Here is a 22,137-nt window from a genome sequence, read left to right as displayed (position 1 = left end):
CGCATTATTCCATATTCTCCCCTGTCATCGGCACGCCACTGGATTTCAAAAGCGCCACGCGTCATACGGATGGTTGGAATGTCCGCGCCGTAGCTCTCTCCATGGGGATTATGGCATGCGGGGCAGCTCATGCGTGAGTTTGCCGCGCCTGTTGCATCAGACTTCCAGAGCAGAGATCCGAATGTTTCGCTTACGTTATGAATATCGACAAGATGGTCCCAATGGCCGTTGCCGGGGACGACGGAACCGAAATTAAAACCGTCATATGATTCATTGCGGAATCCGGTAACCATTTGGGGGGCGTTAAAATAAGTTTCGTCAGCGCAGCCCTGTCCACCGGCAGACGTTGTGTTGCTGAAAAGGTTTTTCGCCGTTCCCATTGTTTGCGGTCCCTGACTTTCATGGCAAGTCAGGCACAAACGATAGTTGTTGACGTCAAAATTACAATTTTGTTTGTCATAAGCGGTTGAGAAATTATCGAAGGGATCTCTGCCGTCGAGAGGGATATTCATGGGCGGCTGTCCATCGACATCCTTCAGACGGTAGCCTGCCTGATAATTATCCTGTGCAGCCTCATAAGTCTTTTTGCCGTCAAAGTTATGCTTTGCAGAGATATTGTGACAACTGGCGCACTCCTGGGCCTTGCTGCCGTGACCGGAAATATAGAAGCCGTAGGTAGTATTATTTCCCGCAATGTCAGGGGCCTGTCTGCCGATGACGGATTGCCCCAGATCATGGCAGCCGACACACCACTTATTTTTACCGGCTTTGAGGGTTGTGTTGTTATTATAAACACCCCCTGTGTGCCAGTTACTTTTTGCACCCACCGATCCGGCCGTTGAATTAACGCCGTTAAAAGCGCCGCCGGGACTGTGGCACAGGTCACAGACATCGGTTTCGGAAAGGTCATAAAGACCGTCTCCATTGCTGTCCGTACCTGATTTAAAACGGGGGAAGTTGTTTGTATCGTGACAGCTGCTGCAATAAAGACCGGGTCCGCGCTGGTCATCACTGTCTGTCTCTGTATGGGTAGAATGGGGAACCACCGTTCCTCTTCCCGGTGAGGCTTGAGGGCCCGGTGAATAGGGCAGGGACATATCGGGATCATAAAATGTTCCCGGTTCATGTCCATGGCAGTTAATACAGTTGGTGCCCTCTCCATGAGCGAAGCCGCTTGTATGAAGATGACACTGATTGATGCAGGTTTCTGTGGCAAAGCGGCTCGGCCCTCCCACATTCTCATGGTCCTGTTGGGGGCCTGTTCCGTCATATCGGAAGTGCCTTGTCCTTGTATGGCAGACTTCACAGGGACCCCTCTTCTCATAACCTGTTTTAGTCGTAAAACCATAAACTGAGTTGCCCGACAGGTTTCTGAAATCGACTTTACGGTTAGTTGAATAACCCTGGTTCTCTCCCGTATAGATTTTGAACGACGAAGCAAGAAGGAAAATGTTTCGTGTGTTATGCGGCGTATGGCAATCACGGCAAACCCGTTCCCAGTTGCCGTATGTGGTTGAGCCCGTTGCAGCCGAAGAATGGGATTTTAATTCATGACAGGACATGCAGATGGTGTTGTCGTTATCCCGGACAAGAAGTTTACCGTCTCCGGGAAAGGTGCTCAAATTCATTGTTGTTTCAATTCTGACATTGGCTGTTATTATTCTCGAAAAGCCTCTGTTTCCGGCATTGTCATCTGCCCTGATTTGCAAGGTGTAGCTTTTGGCGCCCGAAGCAGGTGTCCAGTGATTAACATAAGTATCAGATATGTTTCCCCAGGGAGTAAGCGAGGTTATCGGTGTAAATATGCCGTCAATACCGAGGTTGAAGTTGGACAGCGGCTTGTCGCCAGCCACGTCGACAGCGCTGAAGACGATTTTGACAGGGTAAATTCCCGGACCGTCCGCCCATATGGTTTTACCGTCCGCCGGAGCCAGGATACTGATAGCAGGCGCCGTTACATCGGCGCTTGCCTCTTCTAAAAGAGCTATAGAAAAGAGCAACGAAAAAATAAAATACAGCGTAATTGTAAATGACTTAATATTGACTCTCATCATGAATAAATAGCTTCTCTTAATTATAGTAATAGAATAGGCTAGTTGTGCTACATAAGGCGCAAGAAAAATGATGTAACCAGCAAGCGAATTCTATCAGGGTCTACATTTTTTTCAAGCCTTATTTTGCTTTTATTTTCTTTAAATGAGCGGCGCTGAAATTTTAATTTGATATTTCTATGTTAAAGAGAGAGGTTGACGGCAAGAAAAAGCGCAAAAAATACACATAATAATGAGCGCTTACTCCAAATGATTATGCAGGGGAAAAGAAGTGGTTGCGATAAAAAGGTTTACCATAAAACGCTTTGTAATTACCCTCCCAATTCCCTTTCAGGAAAGGCTATCCCGTAGGAGGGTGAATCCGAATGATAAGGGTTATTCAGGTGCTGCGGCGATAGACGGAAAAAAGCCTGATCCCGGGACTGAAAATTGCGGCGCAGCCTATTGCCCGGGCCGGGCTTACCGGGTGTGTGTATTAGTGATCGCTTTGGATGTTATCCTGTAAAGGGGCGGCGATGAAGAAGGCCTCATAAAAGGATTGGAAATCGAGTGGCAGTAAACCCTTAATTTGTACCCTTGCTTTCAGGGGTCTTTTTCCCCTTCTTCTCTTCACTTTCAATAATGTCACGCCACAGGATGATGAAGCTTAAGAGATCGGTTTTGGCCTTTTCATTAGAACTTCTAAGCACCGTTTTGAGCATATTAAAAACGGCGTCTTCAAGTTTTTCCTGGTTTAGCTTAAGTTTTGCAAGTTTTTCCGGTATGTCTGCCGTAAGCGTAGAAGCTGTGTCTTCAGAGGGGCCCCTTTCTGATGTTTCGCCGCTGTCCTGTGCTGTCAGGGCGGGTTGAGGTTTCGGTTCAATATATTGTATACCGCCCCGGTCCTGAATTTCAAAGAGATGACCAAATCGCTTTTGGACGGCAAACCAGGTGGAGCCACTCGGTTTTGAACGACCGTTTTCAATCATTGAAATGGCGGAGGCGCCGGCCAGTCCGATTTCCTGGGCAAAGACGGTTTGCGTTAACCCTGTGATTTTACGAATCTTTTTTAGATCATCAGAAGTGCAGACAAATTTTCTTTCATTCATTGTAACGAAATCCTTGACAATTACAGGTATTGCAATTATATTTTGATGTATTAATCAGTTAATCCAGTTTTTAGAGAGGGCCTTTCATGAATCTACGATCTTATCTTCATGAGCTTCGAAAAGCCGACCACCTGATTGCCTCCCTGCCAAAAGGGCCGGTGCGGTCAAAATTTCAGGTATACATCAGTCAAGAGCTGGATCGACTGTTAAAACTTCAACAGGTTGAAAGCACAAAAAAAAGCACCAATGAGAAGGTTACTCCTCACCATCGGGTATTTTGTGCTGTAGACGCAGAGACCCCGCCCGATCCATGGGGTGGCTGAAGGCGGGGTTCTCTGTTTTTATTTCCATAAAAGACTAACAGAAAAATGTTTGTTATACAAGTTTATCTCTTTCATGGTGTTGCAGACAAGAAGTGATAATAAGGTCGTTGGGCTATCAATGAAGCTTTGCAATTTTTAATAAATATTGTATTCTTATGTCTCAAAACCATAAATCGATATGAGAATGCCATGAAAAAGATACTCTTTATCAGTCCTGCCTACAGGACGAAACTTCTGGAAAACCTTCGGGTTCTTGCCCTTCCTCCCCTTAACCTGACGATTATTGCCGCCCACACACCGGAGCATTACGACCTTGAAATCGTTGATGAAGCCGTAGAAGACATAAACCTTGAAGCTCATGCAGACATTGTCGCTATTACCTGTATGACGCCTATGGCGCCCAGGGCCTATGAAATAGCAAGGGCCTTCAGGTCACGGGGCATACCCGTTGTTATGGGAGGAATTCATGTCTCCATGGTGCCTGATGAGGCGGCCCAATATGCAGATTCCATTGTTGTTGGCGAAGGGGAGTATCTCTGGCAGGACCTGCTAAAAGATTTTGAAAATGGAAGCATGAAGAAATTCTACAGGGGAGGGGACAACAGGCCCGACATAGAGAATCTTCCCCGTCCAAGGAGGGACCTGCTCAAGGGGAATTATTTTGTGCAGACTGTTCAGACCTCGCGGGGCTGTCCCTATGACTGCAATTTCTGTTCAGTGACTCTTTTTAACGGCGGCCGCTACCGGTTGAGAAGCATCGATAAGGTAATTGATGAAATAAACAGCATGGAAGATAAGCGACTTTTCATTATTGATGATAACGTTATCGGATCGGGCAAAAGATATATTGAGCGGGCCTTTCAGCTCTTTGAAAGGCTTAAAGATACGGGCAAGGAGTGGTGTGGCCAGACCTGCCTCAATATTGTCGAGCATGAGGGACTTTTGAAGGCGGCCTGGAAGAGTGGCGCCAGGGGCTTTCTTATCGGCTTTGAATCGATTGATGCAGAGGCGCTCACCAGTATGAATAAGTCCATGAATTTAAGGCCCAATACGATGAACTTTAAGGATGCTATCAATAAAATCCATGATCACGGCATGGCCATTGTCGGGGGGATTATTCTCGGCACCGATTATGATAACAATGACAGCTTTAAAAGGACGGTAGATTTTATTATGGATTCGGGTCTCGATGCCGTTCAGCTAAGCATCCAGACGCCCTTGCCGGGAACGGCGCTTTACAGTCAATTGGATGCTGAGGGGAGGCTGCTTTTTAAGGACTATCCTCACGACTGGGAATATTACAACCTCTTTGAGCCCGTTTTTGAACCGAAAAACATGTCTCCTGAAGAGCTTTACCAGGGCCTTGTCGATTCATACAGCGCCGTCTCTTCCTTCGGCGCTTCCCTCAAAAGAGGGATTAGAACATTTGTAAAGACGAAAAGCATGTTCAGCACAGGTATTTCTTTTTTCTGGAACTATGACAGCTATAAGACGATTACCAAGGGGAGCGATATTATGAACCGCTTGAAAAGGAGAAGTGAAGGGGGTGCTTGAAGTGGCGAGAATGCAGTGAGACTTTAGTTTGAGTCTTCTTTCACGTAGAATTCAATTTTTTCGTCCGCTTTATGTAACATGGCGCCAATCCTGATAGTGCCATGCGGGGAGTAAACTTGGCGGCATTGGAGATGAGGTTGACAAGCACCTGCTTTACTAACCTTTCATCAACGGCAAGAGTCCCCATGTCTTCTTCCGCATCTATTAAGAAATGGAGGTTTTTTTCATAACTTTTTCTTTAAAAAAGAGCATGCTTCTCTCAATAAGATCATTAATATTCACTGAATAATAGTCAAGATCAGCGTTGCCTGATTCTATTTTGCCAAGATCGAGGAGATCCTTTATCAGCGACAGAAGTCGTTTGCGGCTTTCCTCCATATCTCTCATGAATTCTGATTGTTTTGAGGTAAGCTCTCCTGCCAAAGTCACAATTGAAGCTGAACCTAGATATTTTTTTTGAGAAACCTGTAAATCTCTTCTTCCCGCTTTGAAACTTCCATGATTTTGTCGGAAAGGGCATTGTAAGATTCCTGCGAATGGTCGTTGGTTTTGCACATGCGGGCTCCTATGACGGCAAATTCACGCCATTTGTCTCCTGTCTCGGCCATCATTTGCGAAGCCTCCGAGAGGGCCTTGTTACGGGTAATCTCAGCAGCCTCCTGCAAAAATGCCGTGTACATATACCGGAATCCGGCGCCTCCCGTACCGATTTCTTCCTGCATTCTTACCACTGTTCCCACATTGACAAGCGCCTTTTCGGAGCCGAACAGGGCAGGCCATTTGCGGACTCTTTTGGAAAGGTAGCGGATTCCCCTGATACCGATGAAGGGAATGGGCGCATAAAGCATCCTTTTCGACATATAGGCAATGCTCTTCCTGATAGCGCCGCTCAAGTCGGGATTTTGGGGGAGTGAAGAGGGGTAGAACATGTATCCTTTGGGGGCAAAGGTCCCCTTGGCAAAGCGCGACCTTCTCAGGTCATCATAAGAACAGGTGACGATATGGTCGAAGACGGGATCACTAATGAAGTAGTCATCGTCCTCCCTGTCGAAAACGACAAGGTGATGGGCATTGAACTGGAAACGCATGTCGGGGGGAAAGTAGGGGAGATAGTAGACACTTGTTCTTAGTCCCACGGCGTTGCCCGATGATAGCATTTCATCCATCACGTCCATGCCTTCCTTTTCGCTTCTGAACTTGCGATACTTCATGGGGATTTTGAGACGTTTGCAAACGTTTTTAATTATTGTTCCCGGAGCATCCCTGTAGGCTGTAAGTGGTATGTCACCCATTTTCAGAAAGGGGAGGTGTACGAAAAAAAGGCCTCCGCCGATACCGAAGAGAAGCGCTTCGGAAATGTCCATACCGCAGTCCCTGAAGAGAGCGCTCACTGTTCCCGTTTCGCAGTGTCCTGAATGTCGATGATCAAAATCTCTTGGCATTAAAATATTTTCCCGGAAAAAGTCAGGGCGCCGGATCTGACTTCGGCAGATTTAGAAGCTCATTGACGCTTATTCTAAGGGCATGGGCGTACTTTTGAAGCGTCGATCTGTTAAGACGCCTAAAAACTTCCGCTTTGAGATGTCTTTTGACGCGCCACTTCCAGATACCGGCATTGCTTGCCAGAAGAGAAAGATCCATCTGATTGATCTCCATATAGTATCTTAAAGGACTTGCCTTTCCCTGTTCTACTTCTTTTTTCGCTTCCTCTATCCTGTTTTTTATAACGTTATGGGCCTGGGAGTTGACGATCTTCTCCACTTCCCATCCCTTGCTCTGGACAACAACGTATTTACCATTTTCATCCTCGGCATAGCAGGCGCGGGTGCCGTAACCTTTAATCCATTCTTCCTGGGGTACGTCTTTGGCTTTCATGTTACCCTGTAATTACCTTATTCATGATGGAGATTCAGTGAAATAATTAATTCGACAGAGATTGACACGGATTTGATTATGACCTTAAAGGGCAAAATTTTTTGTAGTTTACCTGTATAAAATCATAAATTATCAGTGAAAATCAGTGTCTAAAAGCTTTGTTTAGACTACGGTTACATGCATATAGCAGATTGAAAAGCGGGCGCTTTCAGGCACGTAGCAAAGAAGAGTATCTCCCTTCTTAAGTTTATTCGAATAAAAAAGTTCTTCCAGGATAAGGTACATGGAGGCTGAACCTACGTTGCCGATACGCTGCATATTGGTAAACCATTTGTCATAGCCGATGCCTACCCCTTTATCGACAAGGCTGTCATAAAGCCTGGAACGGAAGAACTGGGAAGAGTAGTGCGGCAGGAACCAGGTAATGCTGTTAACGTCGAAGTTCCGCTTTTCACAGATCCTTTTAAGGGCGTCGGCGGATTTGGGCATGATGTACTCCTCCAGGGTTCTCGCATCCTGTTTGAGTGAGAGGTAATGTTTTTTAAGAATAACATAGGGATCATCAACTTCTCTCATTCCCTGAAAGGTGCCGTCATTTTTTTTGATACCACCTGCATACATGCAGACAGGCAGTTCACCGGAGTAGGAGATGTTATCAATCCAGTCTATAGAAAGACTCAGTCCCTCGCTGTTGGGCTGATCTGTTATGAGAGCGGCTGCTGCACCGTCAGACAGCATCCATCGCAGGAAATCCTTTTCAAAGGCGAGGGCGGAATTATTCTTTAGCGCTTTCACCTGTTCTTCCCTTTCTGTCTCGAAGTTTGAGGCTTTCATGCAACTGGATACAAATTCCGAACCGGTGGCAACGGCACAGTTGGATAATCCCGATGTTATGCTCATGTAAACATACTTCATGGCTGACATGCCCGATATGCACACTCCGGCCGTTGTAACCACTTCACAGGGCGGCAGTTGGAGCTCACCCTGAACCATATGGCCGTGGGCGGGCTGGATCTGGTCGGGGCTTGAAGTACCGCAGGATAGGCAGTCAATGTCGCCCGTCGAAATGCCGCTTTTATCCATCAGCTTGTGTATGGCCTCAGATACCATGCGGGCATTGTTATGAGTAAAAGCGCCTGTAGCGGGGTCAATTGCATAGTAGCGGGTTTTTATCCCGTTATTCTTCAAGACTATTCTCCGTGAACGAGATTTACGGCCGTCAACCATGCCGAGTATATTTTCGATTTCGTCGTTACTTACGGGATTATTTGGGAGGAAGCTCGCAATGTCGTTAATGTAAACAGCTTTTGTCATTAATTACCCCATGTGAAAAAAATAATGGCTAACTATATACTAAATAAGATAAAAATTCAAACGTAGTCTGTAACTCTTTCCGTAGAAGATCCTGAAGGTTCTTCCAGTTTCCTGACTTTCGACTGGAGTTTTTTTTCCATGAAAGGTCTCATGATGAAACGGATGATTACACCCAGTGGCATAACAGTAAGAATCATGGTAATAAGAAACATAATATAGATAATGAGCATCATTCGGCGCAAAGGATGACCGGGCTTTCCAATAGACCTGAAGAGCTTGCCCCAGATGTAAAAACTCCTGTGAACCATTTTTTCTCCGGCAATGTAGCGTGGATTGACCTTGACTGCGCCAAGGCCTTTAAGGAGGGGGGAATGGAGGTCTTTATCTATCCTGTTACGGGCATCAACAAGCGCCTTTCCAAACCGTGACGCGCCATCGATATCCTTGTCGGAAACGCCTGCAGGAGGGAATATGCCCCAGAATCCTCCCTTTTTCCCTGTCAAAAGCCATCTCGGTGTCGTGACGAAGGTGGCCCAGGGGGGCCCCTGGTCAACAAGAACCACGTTATCAATCAGTTTCGCTCCCCTTGCCTGGAGCATGCTTTTTACCTTGTCATGGCCACAGAGCCACATGCCGCGGCAGGCGATAAAGGTAATAATGGGCTTGTCTTTGAGGATTTTTTTTGCCTCTTCGGATTTTAGAAATGCCGTTATCGGTAAGGAGGGTGATAAAAACCAGACCTGGTAGGCAAGCAGAATGAGATCGAAATCCCGATCTTTTATCGATTCAAGGGGCTTCAGTTCCGGTGGATCGAGGTAGACCGATTCAGGAAAGACATCGAAAAAATCGAGAACAGGCCAGGGGTAGGGGTAAGGTTTCTTCGGAACCAGTTCCTGCCAGACAACTTCAAACGTCCCCGACGCTTCCAATGGCGCAACCATTGACTTTACCGCCCTGTTAAGCTGACCTGTTTGTGAGTAATGTAAGATGAGTATACGTTTCATATCTTTGTTGAATAGCTTATTGGCACCGGAAGAAAATAAATATACTCAAGCTTACGGGTTAAGGCAAGAAAATTACGATTTTTCATTTGCTCCCCCGGGAAATGAATTAGTTTGCCGGTTTTTCACCGGCGCTCTTGAAAGCGTTCTTGACGCTTAGAAAATCACCCAGGTTCGATAGGAACCTGAGCCAGCTGTTGGGAGAACGCCAGAGCATGGTTACATAATCAAAGAGGATGTGAGTGCGTTCGAAATGGCGGCGATAGAATTCATGGTAACGCTCTTCAAGCCTCTCTTTTGTGAATCCCCTGGGGATGAAGATGAAGTTGGTGCAGTTCATCATTTCCCAGTTTTCTTCAAAGGAGCCGTAGTCATGGATCGTGTCATAGGCGGGAGAACCGGGGAAGGGGGTGAACTTGGCCACATTCATGTCGTTAAGGGGTAGAGAAAGGGCATAGTTAATACTCTTGTCGATGCTCTCTTCCGTCTCCCCGGGCAGGCCTACCATGAAGAGCCCCTTTGTTCTTATGCCTGCCTTGCGGATGAGAGCGACCTTTTCCCTTATCATTTGGAGATCGGAATTGGAACGGTGCAGCGCGAGAAGGTCGGGATCGCCTGTTTCGATACCGAGACTGATCATCCAGCAACCGGCTTTTTTCATTAACTTAAGGAGGTCCAGATCGATATGTTCGGAACGGGCCGCACAGTTAAAGGTAACACCGAGCTTGTTATTTATCATGAGTTCGCAAAATTCGACTACTCTGGAACGTTTCAGAGTAAAGAGATCATCGTAATAATTAATATGCCTTACGCCATATTCCTTGTTGAGGTGTTTGACGAGATCGAACATGTACCTGGCCGAGTTATATCGAAAGGACTGCTGAAAGACGGTGCGGTCACAGTAGGAACACTGATAGGGGCACCCCCGGCTCGACACAATCGTTGCGTTAGGTGATTTGGGGTAGTTAAAGATAGGTAGTTTGTAGGCCTCGGGAAAACCTTCCAGCTTGCCGTAAGCAGGGAAGGGGAGTTCATCAAGTTTAAGAAGCTGGTTTTTTTTCCCGTAACCTGTGAATTTAATGTCGTCTGCTTTCCTGTAGAGAAGCCCCGGAATTTCAGAAAGGTCCTGGAAATCGCTCTCCATAAGTGAGGCCAGGGGGATTTCACCTTCGCCGACAACACCATAGTCAATGACAGGGTAGTGGCGCATCAGTTTTTCCCGCATAGAGGTAATGTGGACACCACCGAAGATGATGGGAATCTCCGGTCTCATTTCTCTGATCTGTTTTGCAATCCTTATGGCATCGAGAAAGCTTGATGTTGTCGATGTAAAGCCGATAAAGTCGGGCGGGTTTGAAGCAATCTGTGCCATGATTTTATCGTCACGGCCGGGAAAGGCGTAGCAGTCATGTATATAAGCCTGATGGCCGTGTTTTTCCACCCATGCCGCAAGGCTGCAAAGGCCGATGGGGGGCATGATGTTGGCAATGCGCGACATGTCCTTTTCCCCGGGCATCCAGTTTTCTCCCCTTGGATGAATAAAAAGGATTGATCGCTTTTTGCTCTTATTTGCCATAAATTACCTGCATCTTTGATAGGTTTGACTTTATGAAAGGGTTAAAGTAATCAACAGGTTCTAAATATAACATTTTGAAAGACCTAAGACAACTGTTCCCCTGAAAAGATAAGCGCTTTTTCTCACCGGACCGGCAAAAGGCGCCATATAAAATGAGCTTTTGCCAAAAGTCGTGTTTCGACTGCCCCTACCGGGATTATCGGTTCGTTATTTGTAAGGATTGAAGAAAAAAATAATCTTCCCTCATGAAGATTCAATTCAGGTCTTTACGCTTCACCAGGGCATATTGTGGTGCCCGATAAAGATAAAAAGAATTGCTCAAATATAGAGGTATTTATTGACATAATGCCTTAAATTAGTAAAATACCATTTTTCAAATTATTTTTAAAAGGACTATTAACCGGGAAGGGAACTTCTCATAAAGGAGCAGGAATGGGTAAAACATTATTCGACAAGGTTTGGGATCAGCATGTGGTAACTTCCAAGGAAGATGGTTCGGCGCTGCTTTATATCGATCGTCATCTTGTGCATGAAGTTACGAGCCCGCAGGCCTTCGAGGGACTGAGGCTGAAAAATCATAAGGTATGGCGTCCAAAGGCCGTTATGGCGACGCCTGACCACAATGTGCCTACCATCGGCCGTGAAAAGGGGATAGAGGACCCGGTAGCCAGGGCGCAGGTAGAGGCGCTCGATGCCAACTGTGCCGAATTCGGTATTATGGAGTTCGGAATGAATGACGAGCGTCAGGGTGTTGCTCACGTCGTTGCGCCCGAGCAGGGATTGACCCTTCCCGGCATGACTGTTGTTTGTGGTGATTCCCACACGTCAACTCATGGCGCTTTCGGTTCAATCGCCATGGGTATCGGAACGTCCGAAGTGGAGCATGTGCTTGCTACGCAGTGTCTTATTCAGAAGAAACCGAAAGTTATGCGTATTAATGTTGAAGGGACGCTTGCTAAAGGCGTAACAGCCAAGGACATTGCCCTTTATATTATTGGTCAAATAGGTACGGCCGGTGGAACAGGCTATGCCATTGAATTTGCCGGTTCCACTATCAGGTCGCTCTCAATGGAAGGGAGAATGACTCTTTGCAACATGGCCATCGAAGGGGGGGCGAGGAGCGGTATGGTTGCTGTTGATGATGTGACCATCGGTTATATTGAGGGGCGTAATTTTGCGCCGCAGGGCGGGCTTATGGATAAGGCGGAATCGGCATGGAAAGAACTCCATTCTGATGAGGACGCCCATTTTGATGCCGAGCTTAATATCAAGGCTGAAGAGATCTATCCGCAGGTTACCTGGGGCACTTCTCCTGAAATGGTAACTTCCATCAGCGGTTCTACGCCTGATCCGGCTGAGGCGAAGGATGAAACGCAGAGAAAGGGATGGGAGAGGGCGCTTGAGTATATGGGCCTCGAAGCCAACACAAAAATTACAGACATCAGGATTGACAAGATGTTCATTGGTTCCTGCACCAATGGCCGTATTGAAGACCTGCGCGCAGCTGCAGAGATAGCAAAAGGCCGTAAAGTGGCTGATAATGTGAAACTGGCCCTTGTTGTTCCCGGTTCGGGGCCTGTGAAAAAGCAGGCTGAAGAAGAAGGTCTTCATAAAATTTTTAGGGAGGCAGGTTTCGAATGGCGTGATCCGGGCTGTTCCATGTGCCTTGCCATGAATACGGACCAGCTTGCACCAGGGGAACGCTGTGCATCGACAAGCAACAGGAACTTCGAAGGCCGCCAGGGCGCCGGTGGAAGGACGCACCTCGTCTCTCCTGAAATGGCTGCCGCTGCGGCTATCGCCGGCCACTTTGTCGATGTGCGTGATCTGGTTTAAAGCGACTTTAAAAAAGAATTAAAGAGGATTTATTATGGAAGTATTTAAAGTATTTGAGGGAATGGCAGCGCCGCTCGACCGTGCCAACGTCGATACGGACGCCATTATTCCCAAGCAATTTCTGAAATCAATCAAAAGGTCAGGTTTCGGCCCTTACCTCTTTGACGAGTTGCGTTATCTTGATCAGGGCCAGCCCGATATGGACTGCACCAACCGTCCCAGAAACAAGGATTTTGTTCTAAACCAGGAGCGTTACGAGAATTCGAGTATTCTCCTTGCCAGGGAAAACTTCGGCTGTGGATCTTCAAGGGAGCATGCGCCCTGGGCGCTCCTCGATTACGGTTTCAGGTGCATTATCGCGCCGAGCTTTGCCGATATTTTTTATAACAACTGTTTTAAAAACGGCATTCTTCCTGTAGTTCTTCCTGCTGAGACCGTAGAGCGCCTCTTTAAGGAATGTGAAGCCGCATCCGGATATCAACTCAAGGTTGATTTGTCGGTGCAGACGGTGACTACGCCTTCAGGGACTTCTTTTAGTTTTGAAGTCGACCCTTTTCGTAAACACTGTCTCATGGAAGGTCTTGATGACATCGGCCTTACCCTTCAGGATGCCGATAAAATAAAAGCTTATGAAGAAAAGAGGGCCACGGAAGCGCCCTGGCTTTTTGCTTAATTGCAATATTAGTAAAAGCCGAAAATTATAAAAAGGGGTCAAGTTTAATACTTGACCCCTTTATTTTAAATTGCTTCCCTTAAATCCTGTTGAAGAGGAACCCCTGTTTGTGGCAAAATGATAAGAATATTGAAGACAGAGAATGTAATAACTATTTTATAATCATCAAAAATCATAGTCAGTCAGTCTTCATCAGTGTCAATTTAACCCTCAAAGGTACCCAATGGCAATTATCGAATTCTTCCAGTCAGACATTGCAAATACGATAGGCCTGATTGCCATGGCTTTTTTTCTCGGTATCCCTTTCCTCAAAATGTTCTATTCAGCCTATAAAAAAATATCTCGTCGTTTGTCAAAGGACGGAGAATAGGAGCGTAAATTAAGGGTCCCTTGGCAAACCTGTGTCAGCCTTATTAAGGTGATTGAAAAGATTTTTTTATATTTCTGCCTAATGCCCTTTCTTTCTTCCCTGCTTTTTGCTAACCTGTCTGTTATTTGAAAAAGGCCGTTCTTTTGCGGAACGGACCTTCCTTTGCTAACGTTTTATGAGGTGAAAAATGATTTCCTATCATCTGAAAAAGGAGGCAGTCATGAAAATCAAAAAGATTTTATTTTTAATGTTCCTGTTTATTCCTTTTTTATGTTCTTCTCCCCTGTGGGCTGCCACCATTGTTGTGAATGAAACAGCTGATGATAATCCTTCAGTTGATAACGGTTCCTGTTCTCTGCGTGAGGCGATCATCGCGGCAAATACGAATGCTGCCGTTGATTCCTGCACTGCCGGAACTTCAGGGGCCGATGTCATCACCCTTCCTGCCGGATTTTATCAATTGACCATTACGGGAACAGGTGAAGATCTATCTGTTACGGGCGATCTTGATATCCTGGAAGATCTGACCATTAATGGTGGAGGAAAGACGGCGACAACGATTGATGGCAATGGTCTTGTCTTGTTTGACAGGGTATTCCATAATCCCACAGGTGGTGTGAACTGGAGCCTGAACGACTTGACCATTAGCGGTGGTAACGTAACGGGCAGCGGCGCCGGTATCTATAATGCCGACGGTGCATCGCTCACGCTTTACGGCAGCCAGGTGGCGAATAACACATCATCTGCTATGGGTGGCGGGCTATACAACGGAAGCGCCGGTACGCTTGCAGTATACAGCAGCAGTGAAATCGGTCCCAATAATGAAGGCACAATGGGCGGCGGTTTTTATAATAACAGCGGTACAGTGACAATCAGTGATACTCAGATAAACGCCAATAGAGCCACTTCTTCACACGGTGGAGGCATCTATAATAACGATGGAACGATGGCTATTACGAGCATTACAATGAATGCCAACAGGGCAACTCAAAATGGCGGCGCCATTTACGATATGACCGGCACGGTGACTATTAGTACCAGTAATTTTACCAACAATAAAGCCCTTAACGGCGGCGCAATTTATGAAATAAACCTCGGAACTATAACCTTAACGGACAGCACGGTGAGCTTTAATGCCGTTACTTCAATCACCTCAATGGGTGGCGGATTATATAATAACGACGGTACCATAACACTCAACGGAAGCACTATAGGTCCCACCAATGAAGCCGCAGCAGGGGGCGGAATCTACAATGCAGGCACGCTTAACGCAAACAACGTGACTATTTCAGGCAATACGGCGTCAACGGGAAACGGCGGCGGTATTTTACAAGCCACGAGCCCCCTTTCAAAATTAAATAATGTGACCATTACCGGTAATTCAAGCAGCGCAGGCTCGGGTGGTGGCGTATCCATCGCCGTAGGAAATTTTCAGTTGCAAAACAGTATCGTTGCCGGCAATACAGCCGGCGGTGGTGTGGACTGCTTCGGTAATATCTCATCAAGTACTTACAATCTAATTCAGGATATGGCGGGATGTACAAAAAATGACGGCACCGGTGATATTACGGGACAGAATCCGCTCCTGGGATCACTTGCCAATAATGGCGGAAATACGCAGACCCATGCGCTGCAAAGCGGCAGTCCGGCAATCGATGCCGGAAATCCGGTCGCATGCACGGACCACACGGGGTCGACCATCATCACTGACCAGCGCGGCAATCTTCGCCCCACCGATGGTGATGGAGACGGTACCCCTGACTGCGATATGGGAGCATATGAATCGGCATCCGTTCTTCCTCAGGAGATAGATGTATTTGACTCTCAAGGCATAAATAATGACCTCCAAATCGATTTCGGCAATACTGTTGTAAATACAAATTCACTGGAACATTTTGTCACCATTTTAAATACGGGTGATCTGGATTTGACGGTAAGCAACATTCAAATCAACGGCACCAATGCGTCTGAATTCAGTTACGATTTATCTAAAGGGCTGAATCCTTGCTCTGCGACGCCTACGACAGTCAGCGGCGGCACTAACTGCACCATGGGAGTTACCTTCACACCGGGCTCAACAGGGGCCAAAAGCGCTACATTGGTGATAACGTCCGACGATGCTGATGAAAGCACCGTTAATGTTGCCTTTACGGGAACCGGTACAAATGTAACAGCTCCTTCAGGGGGAAGCGGTGGAAGTTGCTTTATCGCTACAGCCGCTTACGGAAGCTATATGGCGTCGGAAGTTACCCTACTGAGACAGTTCAGAGATAATCACTTGCTGACTCATTCAGCAGGCAGGAAATTTGTAGCGCTGTACTATAAATATTCACCGCCTCTTGCAGAGGTAATAGAGAGGTATGAAGGACTCCGCATGATGACGAGGTGGGCCTTGACCCCCCTTGTTTATGGAATAAAGCATCCCTTTGCAGTTCCCTTTTTCATGGCCATCATTGGCGGAACGCTTTTCATCTTTTTCAGGCGCCGAAGCAAAGCGTAATGTTTTCTCTGCGTTAATCATTAAAGAGGGCTTGAATGCCCTCTTTTTTTCTTTTTTTATTCTGCTGCATTCACTAAAATACTTTCATGAAAAAATTTTTATTCATCCTTGTGATCTCCATTCCTCTTTTTTCCATTGCTTGTGAAAAACAAAAAAATGTCTGGGTAAGCGGCTGGAAGCAGACCTCTCCCATGACTACCGCCAGGGCAGGCGCTGCCCTTGTTGTCGCTAATGGCCATATTTATGCAATCGGGGGCGTAGACGGCAGGAATTTTATCAATACAACAGAATATGCAAAAATTATGAATGACGGCTCTCTCGGCCCCTGGAAGAAAGGTCCGCCCTTAAATGAACCGAGAGGTTTTATTGATGCCGTATTTTATAAAGGTAACATCTATGTTGTCGGCGGAGGTAAAGGGCAGTATGGAAAGGTTCTGCTCCGTTCAACAGAACGCGCCAGGGTATTGCCCGACGGCTCTCTTTCTTCCTGGCAAATGGAAAAGCATCTTATGACAATGCGCCGCAGATGCACGAAAGTAACGGCAGCTAATGACATGCTTTTTGTTTACGGTGGATTTTCCGGAGATATGTTAAAGAGTGTTGAACATGCCCGAATTATGGAAGACGGCACACTCGATGAATGGTATGAGGAGGGAGAACTTTTGACGGTGCTGCGCTATATTAACGGTGTCAAAATGGTCGGAGGTTTGACCTACGTTGTGGGGGGGCATCATGAAACAGAAGGCATCGGTATTCAGGATGTGGAGTGGTCTAAAGTCATCGATGAAGCGGGATACGAGGAATGGAAGAAAACGTCACCTCTTAAGACAGGCCGGTACGGGCTATCAACGGCAACAAACAAGAAGCGACTCTACGCCATTGGCGGGATTACAGGGGCGGAATACCTTGACAGCATTGAAATGGCTACAGCCAACGAGAATGGAGAATTAAGTTCCTGGCAATTGACAACACCCCTTTCGTCACCCCGGTCAATGCTTGGTTCAGCCGTTTATAAGGATTGGATATACATCCTGGGAGGGACAAACAGTGATGGCTATCAGAATAGTGTCGAGTATGCAACATTTAACGATAAGGGCCATATCGGTTACTGGGCTGAAGAGGGGAAGGCTAAAGTTGTTAAGGAGAAAGCAAAAGAAAAAACAATTAAAAAACAGTCAAATCTTCCCAACACAGGGATTGTCAAGTACCTCTTGCAGACAAAGCGATATACTTACATACTCGTATCCAAGAATGGTACGGGCGAATGGCTGGCAGGGCCGCAGATAAATCTAAAAGTGGGAACAAAAATCCACTACAGCAAAGGCGTTTTTATGTCCAATTTCTACAGCAAGGAGCTAAAGAAGAACTTTCCGGCCATTCTTTTTGTGAGCAAGATTGAAGTGGAATAAGAGGCAATTTAAATATGGGATTTTATAAACCAATAAATGCCATTGCTTCGTTAACTGACAGGAAATCATTAATACGCTGATGGTGATCAATTTTATTTCCGACAAGCACAAAATTGCAGCCCAGTAAATGGCAGGCCTTTTTGTCCCAGCCGGCATCCCCGAAATAGGTGTGCTTTGCTGAACCCTTGGTATTTGACCGGGACTCAGCAATTTTCATAATTTCAGTTCTGCTGAAATGATCATTGGAAGAGGCAATAGGAATATTAGCGGCACAAATTCCTGCTGAACTTAATTTGAGTATTGCACTTTCATACCAGCCGCCTGTGGCAATTGAGAGGGCGACATTATCCATTGAATGCAAGCGGGATAAAAATGAAGAGGCGCCGGGTACTTCTTGAGCCGGATTTTGTTCAAGGTGTTCTGAAATTTTTCGCACAAAGCATTTTTTTACTTTTTCACTGATTTCATCTTTCTTCCCACCGAGGCTATTCAAATCGATGATTTCATCAACTATGCCGGCATCCGTCACATATTTGTACTGTGACCAATCGCTGTCAATTGTCAGGTTCATTACTTCTTCGATGGCCTCAACAAAGCAGCGGGCATCAAAGTCATAAGATTGGACCAGTGTGCCATCGATATCGAACATTACGTGGTGCAAGGAGGTGCTCCTTTTTAAAGCTATAAGAAAGTCTTAATCACTTAGCTTCTCTTTCGCATATTCCAGTGATTCATAAATGAAATCTTCATAATCATCTTCATAAGCTGAAGGAATGAGTACCCATTCTTTAAACCTTTTCTTTGTAAAGTTAAATTCCCTGCCTTTGCCTGATGAAATAATTTCATTAACTCGCCGGGGAGAAACCTTTATGATAAGAGAGTCCTCTTTTTCAAAGATCATTGCCATAAACTCTCCCTTGTATCGCAAGCAGGGAGTTTTCATCATTGTTGAAAGTTGAACACCTTCTTCTTTAGTAACTTTTTTTACTGCCTCTTCATAAGTCATGACAAATTCCCTTTTATATAATTGAATAGAAGTGGATTATTATCAAGTTTTCGCGGACCCATGAGCATTCCATTCAAACCATTCTCTTTAAGAAAGCTGTAAGAGAGACGCGATTCTTTTTCGATAGGAATTTTTGATATCCCCTGCAGCTTCATAAAGGATTTTGATGGTTTTTTATTTTGAGGAGCCTTTTTGAAGAAAGGACGAATATAATCAATAATTTTTTCTTCACCAAGATTCATTTCACTAACTTGACAAACAAAAGCTATCTGTTTGTATGGTGCAGCCAGATAAATATAAACGGTATCGCCAACGATGACATTTGAATTAACGGGCCAGTAGGTTTCAGCCTGACTAAAAGCGCCAATCACATCATAAAACTTTGTATTTGCCGGATAGAGCCAATCCATTATATTTTTCTTCCCTCTGTAAGTGAGTGTTATGATAATTTTATCGAGGTATCTGTATTAACTCCGACACCTCAAGTGAACCGCCAATATGGAGAAAGGGGCAAGCTTTTGCCATGTCCAGTGCTGACTCCATAGAATCAGCTTCAATGACAGTGTAACCGGACATTGCCGTTATACTTCCCTTAGTGACAGTACCGTCAGGGTTTACTGTGTTTGTATTCTTTAAAGGATTAGCAGGACTAATAGCTGAGTCACCCAATGAAGATAACCATTCCTTATACTTTGCAAAATGTTGCTTACCTTCCTCCGGACTGGATGGCTGATTACCACCTATGTAACTAATAATGTATTGGGCCATATTGACTTCCTTTAAATGTGCATTAGCGTTTGAGTTATTATTTAAAGTGCAATTTAGTTTGCATTTAAATGTTTTGCAAGCAAAGATTCTCCGAAAGAGCGATCGACCTGATAAAAATCTTCTTTTCTAAGGTTCTCACGCCAGGTGTTCAGATTAGGATATTGTGTAATATCAACTCCTGCCGGTTCTGCCGCATCGAGTTCGGCTAAAAGATTAAAATCAGCAAGGGTCAACTCATTACCGGCCAAATATTTATTTTTTCCCAATTGCTTATCAAGGATAGGTAAAAAACGGTCTAAAAATTCCCGACCAGCCTGCAAGGATTTTTCATCCACTTCCTCTCCCATGAATTTAATACCGACCGTATTCCAAAAAACACGGACCATGGCGCTACGGACATGGACTGAAACGAAATCTATCCACTGATCAATTTTTGCCTGAATTTCAATATCTTCCGGATAATAGGAAGATTTATATTTTCTGGCGAGATATTTAATAATTGCAGCACTTTCAAAAAGGGTAGTATCTCCATCTTCCAAAACCGGAACCTTACCCGCCGGGTGGAGCTTTTGATAATCCTCATTTTGTGTCTGTTCACTTAGAGGCATAACCAAATTAAACTCATAATCAACTCCTAAGGCATTGGCCAAATAACGAACTTTGTTGGTTGGTGATGACACGTCTAATCCGTGAAGTTTCATATTGTCTCCTTTTTTATTATTTAAGATATGTACCGTTAAGTACAAATATGTATACCAATTAGTACAATTTGTGTCAACAAGAAAGATATTTTTTTAAATCTATCACTTTGAGGTGTTTTAGGGCATTCATGTTGAGAAGGGAAAAAGGATGAAAAAAAGGCCTTTATAAGAAGAAAAGGAGTATTTTAAATGCAGCCGGTGTGGTGGAACAGATTTTTTAAAGGAGCCTTTATTTTTTAAATGACTTTAAATAGTTCAGCACATGAGCAACGGAGCTTTCAAAATCATGAGTTTCCTTCCTGACTTTAGAAATCAGCATTCCACCTTGCATAGTGACAAAACAAAGATTAGCCATTTCATCAGGGTTCGCACCCTTTTTCAATTCTCCTTTATCGGCTAAAGCGGTGAAAAATCGTGCCAGGGCATTGCATGTGAATTCAAAAATGAGATGAATATCCTGCCTGATTAACTGCTGGTCATGACCAAGTTCATAAGCAATTGTCGCCAAAGGGCAACCCAGGGAACATGCGGTGGATTTCTGGAAATTAATAAAAGAAGCAAACCAGTTTTCCAAATCTCCCCAGGATTGAATATCAAAAGACAAAGCAGAGTCTTTGCCCTTTAGCTTTTGATAAAAATCCTGTACTACAGCGTGAATCAAATCATCTTTATTTTTAAAATAATAATAAAACTGACTCTTGCCTGCATCAGAGTGTTTAAGGATTTCATCAACGCTGGTGGCATGGATGCCTTGTTTATGAAATAATTTAAAAGCAACATCAATAATGCGCTGCCTGGTTTTTTGTCCCCGTTCCTGAATAGCTTTCATTTTTAAATTGTACCATATAGTATAGAGATGGTAAAACCATTAAAAAATGAATAGTTAGAGATGTGTCATTTGCTGATTACCGTATATTCCTCTAGGTAGTCCCCCGGCAAAGCCGGGGGATCAGAGTTTGACAGATACAGGAAAATAGTGGAGCCTCCATGATGTGAACCGCTCAATCCAGAAAAGGAGACGCCACATGGAAAATATTCAAAGTTTATGTCACAGGAAATGAGAATGAAAGTATAACGTTGTTGGATACCGAAATATTGTCGAATGGTTTTGTATGGTCAACTCCGAAAATACTTTAAAGGGATAATCACCTTTAGGTGGTCAGAATTATTTTCAATATACCGCTTTGAGCGGTTCACAAAATCAAGCCTCCGGCTTTGCCGGCGGTGATTCACTTAGGTGGCTTGTTCCAATTGTCTTCCATTTTATTTTATAAAGCCTCTTTTAGAGATTACTGTTGCTGTTTTATAACTGCACGTAACTGTCTTGCCATCCCTTTCATTTTCCCTGACAAAAGCGCCTTCCATTCTTTCCCATTTTTTTTGAAAGAAACAACTTCCATGGCTTCCATTTCGATCTCACCCATGGAAACTCTGTTTCTTGTGACTACATGAGAAATATTCGAACCTTCCAAAACTTCTCCCAACACTTCCATTCCATCGAAATTTATTCCACCGGCAGCTTCTGCCTGGCTCATGACGGCTTTTAGGAAGGATGAAAAGAAGTCGGAATTTGATAATTTTGAAACGGATTCTTTCGTAGCGCCGGCGCCAAAGAATGCCTCTAAAAAGCCCTTTTGCCCTTCAGCAGGTATTTCGTTGATGAAACTCAACATTTGACGAAATTCATTTAATGCATTCGGGTCAAAATAGGATGCGGCGCCATTATAGTCCTTTTTCTTTAGCCTATTGAAATAGTCTTTTGCTGTTTCTGAAGCATTTTTTGCATAGACTGAAGTGCTTGAAAAAACGATAAGTAAGAGTGTAATTTTAATGATTTTCATGGTTTATGGTCCTTTCTGTTTGAAGTGTTTATGATGATTAAAAAAAGTGCAGCGACGACTATGAGTAAATAGCTTTTTATCAATGGGGCAATTAATTTCATTTGTATGTATTTATTATGCATTTTTCCACAAGAAATGAGTTGTCCTCATCGATTTAAAAAAAGGCATTCATCCGGTTTTAATGGACAACAGCGGATTTCTATTCTCTAAATTATTACAAAAAAAGCCTGGAACCGTATTCGGTTCGGGTT

General features: G+C 44.8%; 24 protein-coding genes. 8 read left to right on the top strand and 16 right to left on the bottom strand.

Annotated features, from left to right (window positions below):
- Positions 1 to 2,054: NapC/NirT family cytochrome c (locus tag OEV42_11760; protein MDH3974945.1), on the bottom strand; the 2,054-nt coding region annotated here is incomplete at its 3' end.
- Between the two features lie 268 nt (positions 2,055 to 2,322).
- On the opposite strand from OEV42_11760, the gene OEV42_11755 reads away from it, so the two are divergent.
- Positions 2,323 to 2,556, top strand: a complete 234-nt coding sequence (locus OEV42_11755) for a hypothetical protein (GenBank protein ID MDH3974944.1) — start codon at positions 2,323 to 2,325, stop codon at positions 2,554 to 2,556.
- Between the two features lie 58 nt (positions 2,557 to 2,614).
- On the opposite strand, the gene OEV42_11750 is transcribed toward OEV42_11755, so the two are convergent.
- Positions 2,615 to 3,139, bottom strand: coding sequence for a helix-turn-helix transcriptional regulator (locus tag OEV42_11750; protein MDH3974943.1), 525 nt, complete (start codon positions 3,137 to 3,139; stop codon positions 2,615 to 2,617).
- Positions 3,140 to 3,225: 86 nt separating this feature from the next.
- On the opposite strand from OEV42_11750, the gene OEV42_11745 reads away from it, so the two are divergent.
- Together OEV42_11745 and OEV42_11740 are read left to right on the top strand one after the other, a co-directional pair.
- Positions 3,226 to 3,462 (top strand): hypothetical protein, encoded by a 237-nt coding sequence (locus OEV42_11745; protein MDH3974942.1) that lies wholly within the window; start codon positions 3,226 to 3,228, stop codon positions 3,460 to 3,462.
- Positions 3,463 to 3,651: 189 nt separating this feature from the next.
- Entirely contained in the window at positions 3,652 to 5,016 is a 1,365-nt protein-coding gene (locus OEV42_11740; GenBank protein MDH3974941.1) for a B12-binding domain-containing radical SAM protein, read from the top strand.
- A 40-nt stretch (positions 5,017 to 5,056) separates the two neighbouring features.
- Here OEV42_11740 and OEV42_11735 read toward each other — a convergent pair whose 3' ends face one another.
- The 7 genes from OEV42_11735 to OEV42_11705 form a co-directional block, all read right to left on the bottom strand.
- Entirely contained in the window at positions 5,057 to 5,203 is a 147-nt protein-coding gene (locus OEV42_11735; GenBank protein MDH3974940.1) for a hypothetical protein, read from the bottom strand.
- Positions 5,204 to 5,220: 17 nt separating this feature from the next.
- Complete coding sequence (locus OEV42_11730; protein MDH3974939.1) at positions 5,221 to 5,403, bottom strand: hypothetical protein; 183 nt, start codon at positions 5,401 to 5,403, stop codon at positions 5,221 to 5,223.
- A 56-nt stretch (positions 5,404 to 5,459) separates the two neighbouring features.
- A complete protein-coding gene (locus OEV42_11725; protein ID MDH3974938.1) occupies positions 5,460 to 6,458 on the bottom strand; it encodes a BtrH N-terminal domain-containing protein in 999 nt (332 codons plus the stop codon).
- 22 nt (positions 6,459 to 6,480) lie between these two features.
- Entirely contained in the window at positions 6,481 to 6,891 is a 411-nt protein-coding gene (locus tag OEV42_11720; GenBank protein ID MDH3974937.1) for a helix-turn-helix transcriptional regulator, read from the bottom strand.
- Positions 6,892 to 7,053: 162 nt separating this feature from the next.
- Positions 7,054 to 8,205 carry a beta-ketoacyl-ACP synthase III gene (locus OEV42_11715; protein MDH3974936.1) on the bottom strand — a complete coding sequence of 384 codons (1,152 nt, stop codon included), beginning with the start codon at positions 8,203 to 8,205 and terminating at the stop codon, positions 7,054 to 7,056.
- Positions 8,206 to 8,261: 56 nt separating this feature from the next.
- A complete protein-coding gene (locus tag OEV42_11710; protein MDH3974935.1) occupies positions 8,262 to 9,209 on the bottom strand; it encodes a dialkylresorcinol condensing enzyme in 948 nt (315 codons plus the stop codon).
- 106 nt (positions 9,210 to 9,315) lie between these two features.
- The gene (locus OEV42_11705) at positions 9,316 to 10,782 is read right to left on the bottom strand and encodes a B12-binding domain-containing radical SAM protein (protein ID MDH3974934.1); all 1,467 of its coding nucleotides are present in this window, start codon (positions 10,780 to 10,782) and stop codon (positions 9,316 to 9,318) included.
- Positions 10,783 to 11,214: 432 nt separating this feature from the next.
- Here OEV42_11705 and leuC point away from each other — a divergent pair, with 432 nt between their 5' ends.
- The 5 genes from leuC (at position 11,215) to OEV42_11680 (ending at position 17,570) form a co-directional block, all read left to right on the top strand.
- Positions 11,215 to 12,618 carry a 3-isopropylmalate dehydratase large subunit gene (leuC, locus tag OEV42_11700; GenBank protein ID MDH3974933.1) on the top strand — a complete coding sequence of 468 codons (1,404 nt, stop codon included), beginning with the start codon at positions 11,215 to 11,217 and terminating at the stop codon, positions 12,616 to 12,618.
- Positions 12,619 to 12,652: 34 nt separating this feature from the next.
- Entirely contained in the window at positions 12,653 to 13,291 is a 639-nt protein-coding gene (leuD, locus tag OEV42_11695; GenBank protein ID MDH3974932.1) for a 3-isopropylmalate dehydratase small subunit, read from the top strand.
- A gap of 223 nt (positions 13,292 to 13,514) precedes the next feature.
- Positions 13,515 to 13,661: a hypothetical protein gene (locus tag OEV42_11690; protein MDH3974931.1), complete on the top strand. Its 147-nt coding sequence runs from the start codon at positions 13,515 to 13,517 to the stop codon at positions 13,659 to 13,661.
- A 220-nt stretch (positions 13,662 to 13,881) separates the two neighbouring features.
- Positions 13,882 to 16,161 carry a choice-of-anchor D domain-containing protein gene (locus OEV42_11685; GenBank protein MDH3974930.1) on the top strand — a complete coding sequence of 760 codons (2,280 nt, stop codon included), beginning with the start codon at positions 13,882 to 13,884 and terminating at the stop codon, positions 16,159 to 16,161.
- 86 nt (positions 16,162 to 16,247) lie between these two features.
- On the top strand, positions 16,248 to 17,570 hold the full coding sequence (locus tag OEV42_11680) for a hypothetical protein (protein ID MDH3974929.1): 1,323 nt from the start codon (positions 16,248 to 16,250) through the stop codon (positions 17,568 to 17,570).
- Positions 17,571 to 17,592: 22 nt separating this feature from the next.
- Here OEV42_11680 and OEV42_11675 read toward each other — a convergent pair whose 3' ends face one another.
- From OEV42_11675 to OEV42_11645, 7 genes are all read right to left on the bottom strand, one after another.
- A complete protein-coding gene (locus tag OEV42_11675; protein MDH3974928.1) occupies positions 17,593 to 18,231 on the bottom strand; it encodes an HAD family hydrolase in 639 nt (212 codons plus the stop codon).
- Positions 18,232 to 18,264: 33 nt separating this feature from the next.
- Complete coding sequence (locus OEV42_11670) at positions 18,265 to 18,576, bottom strand: hypothetical protein (protein ID MDH3974927.1); 312 nt, start codon at positions 18,574 to 18,576, stop codon at positions 18,265 to 18,267.
- A complete protein-coding gene (locus OEV42_11665; GenBank protein MDH3974926.1) occupies positions 18,573 to 18,986 on the bottom strand; it encodes a hypothetical protein in 414 nt (137 codons plus the stop codon). The genes OEV42_11670 and OEV42_11665 overlap by 4 nt, the downstream gene beginning before the upstream one ends.
- Positions 18,987 to 19,026: 40 nt before the next feature.
- On the bottom strand, positions 19,027 to 19,344 hold the full coding sequence (locus tag OEV42_11660; GenBank protein ID MDH3974925.1) for a hypothetical protein: 318 nt from the start codon (positions 19,342 to 19,344) through the stop codon (positions 19,027 to 19,029).
- A 53-nt stretch (positions 19,345 to 19,397) separates the two neighbouring features.
- The gene (locus tag OEV42_11655) at positions 19,398 to 20,045 is read right to left on the bottom strand and encodes a glutathione S-transferase family protein (protein MDH3974924.1); all 648 of its coding nucleotides are present in this window, start codon (positions 20,043 to 20,045) and stop codon (positions 19,398 to 19,400) included.
- Between the two features lie 229 nt (positions 20,046 to 20,274).
- Positions 20,275 to 20,874 carry a TetR/AcrR family transcriptional regulator gene (locus OEV42_11650; GenBank protein ID MDH3974923.1) on the bottom strand — a complete coding sequence of 200 codons (600 nt, stop codon included), beginning with the start codon at positions 20,872 to 20,874 and terminating at the stop codon, positions 20,275 to 20,277.
- 460 nt (positions 20,875 to 21,334) lie between these two features.
- Entirely contained in the window at positions 21,335 to 21,886 is a 552-nt protein-coding gene (locus OEV42_11645; protein MDH3974922.1) for a hypothetical protein, read from the bottom strand.
- Between the last annotated feature and the right edge of the window lie 251 nt (positions 21,887 to 22,137).

The sequence above is a fragment of the Deltaproteobacteria bacterium genome (assembly GCA_029860075.1).
Lineage (GTDB): Bacteria > Desulfobacterota > JADFVX01 > JADFVX01 > JADFVX01 > JAOUBX01.
The sequence above is the reverse complement of the archived record's forward strand: the minus strand, read 5'-3'. Positions and strand labels throughout refer to the sequence as shown.

What these genes read in the sequence shown, in the direction of transcription:
- OEV42_11750 (MDH3974943.1), bottom strand. Translation starts at nt 3,139, where the DNA reads ATGAATGAAAGAAAATTTGTCTGCACTTCTGATGATCTAAAAAAGATT.
- OEV42_11745 (MDH3974942.1), top strand. Translation starts at nt 3,226, where the DNA reads ATGAATCTACGATCTTATCTTCATGAGCTTCGAAAAGCCGACCACCTG.
- OEV42_11740 (MDH3974941.1), top strand. Translation starts at nt 3,652, where the DNA reads ATGAAAAAGATACTCTTTATCAGTCCTGCCTACAGGACGAAACTTCTG.
- OEV42_11735 (MDH3974940.1), bottom strand. Translation starts at nt 5,203, where the DNA reads ATGGGGACTCTTGCCGTTGATGAAAGGTTAGTAAAGCAGGTGCTTGTC.
- OEV42_11730 (MDH3974939.1), bottom strand. Translation starts at nt 5,403, where the DNA reads ATGAGAGATATGGAGGAAAGCCGCAAACGACTTCTGTCGCTGATAAAG.
- OEV42_11725 (MDH3974938.1), bottom strand. Translation starts at nt 6,458, where the DNA reads ATGCCAAGAGATTTTGATCATCGACATTCAGGACACTGCGAAACGGGA.
- OEV42_11720 (MDH3974937.1), bottom strand. Translation starts at nt 6,891, where the DNA reads ATGAAAGCCAAAGACGTACCCCAGGAAGAATGGATTAAAGGTTACGGC.
- OEV42_11715 (MDH3974936.1), bottom strand. Translation starts at nt 8,205, where the DNA reads ATGACAAAAGCTGTTTACATTAACGACATTGCGAGCTTCCTCCCAAAT.
- OEV42_11710 (MDH3974935.1), bottom strand. Translation starts at nt 9,209, where the DNA reads ATGAAACGTATACTCATCTTACATTACTCACAAACAGGTCAGCTTAAC.
- OEV42_11705 (MDH3974934.1), bottom strand. Translation starts at nt 10,782, where the DNA reads ATGGCAAATAAGAGCAAAAAGCGATCAATCCTTTTTATTCATCCAAGG.
- leuC (MDH3974933.1), top strand. Translation starts at nt 11,215, where the DNA reads ATGGGTAAAACATTATTCGACAAGGTTTGGGATCAGCATGTGGTAACT.
- leuD (MDH3974932.1), top strand. Translation starts at nt 12,653, where the DNA reads ATGGAAGTATTTAAAGTATTTGAGGGAATGGCAGCGCCGCTCGACCGT.
- OEV42_11690 (MDH3974931.1), top strand. Translation starts at nt 13,515, where the DNA reads ATGGCAATTATCGAATTCTTCCAGTCAGACATTGCAAATACGATAGGC.
- OEV42_11685 (MDH3974930.1), top strand. Translation starts at nt 13,882, where the DNA reads ATGAAAATCAAAAAGATTTTATTTTTAATGTTCCTGTTTATTCCTTTT.
- OEV42_11680 (MDH3974929.1), top strand. Translation starts at nt 16,248, where the DNA reads ATGAAAAAATTTTTATTCATCCTTGTGATCTCCATTCCTCTTTTTTCC.
- OEV42_11670 (MDH3974927.1), bottom strand. Translation starts at nt 18,576, where the DNA reads ATGACTTATGAAGAGGCAGTAAAAAAAGTTACTAAAGAAGAAGGTGTT.
- OEV42_11665 (MDH3974926.1), bottom strand. Translation starts at nt 18,986, where the DNA reads ATGGATTGGCTCTATCCGGCAAATACAAAGTTTTATGATGTGATTGGC.
- OEV42_11660 (MDH3974925.1), bottom strand. Translation starts at nt 19,344, where the DNA reads ATGGCCCAATACATTATTAGTTACATAGGTGGTAATCAGCCATCCAGT.
- OEV42_11655 (MDH3974924.1), bottom strand. Translation starts at nt 20,045, where the DNA reads ATGAAACTTCACGGATTAGACGTGTCATCACCAACCAACAAAGTTCGT.
- OEV42_11650 (MDH3974923.1), bottom strand. Translation starts at nt 20,874, where the DNA reads ATGAAAGCTATTCAGGAACGGGGACAAAAAACCAGGCAGCGCATTATT.
- OEV42_11645 (MDH3974922.1), bottom strand. Translation starts at nt 21,886, where the DNA reads ATGAAAATCATTAAAATTACACTCTTACTTATCGTTTTTTCAAGCACT.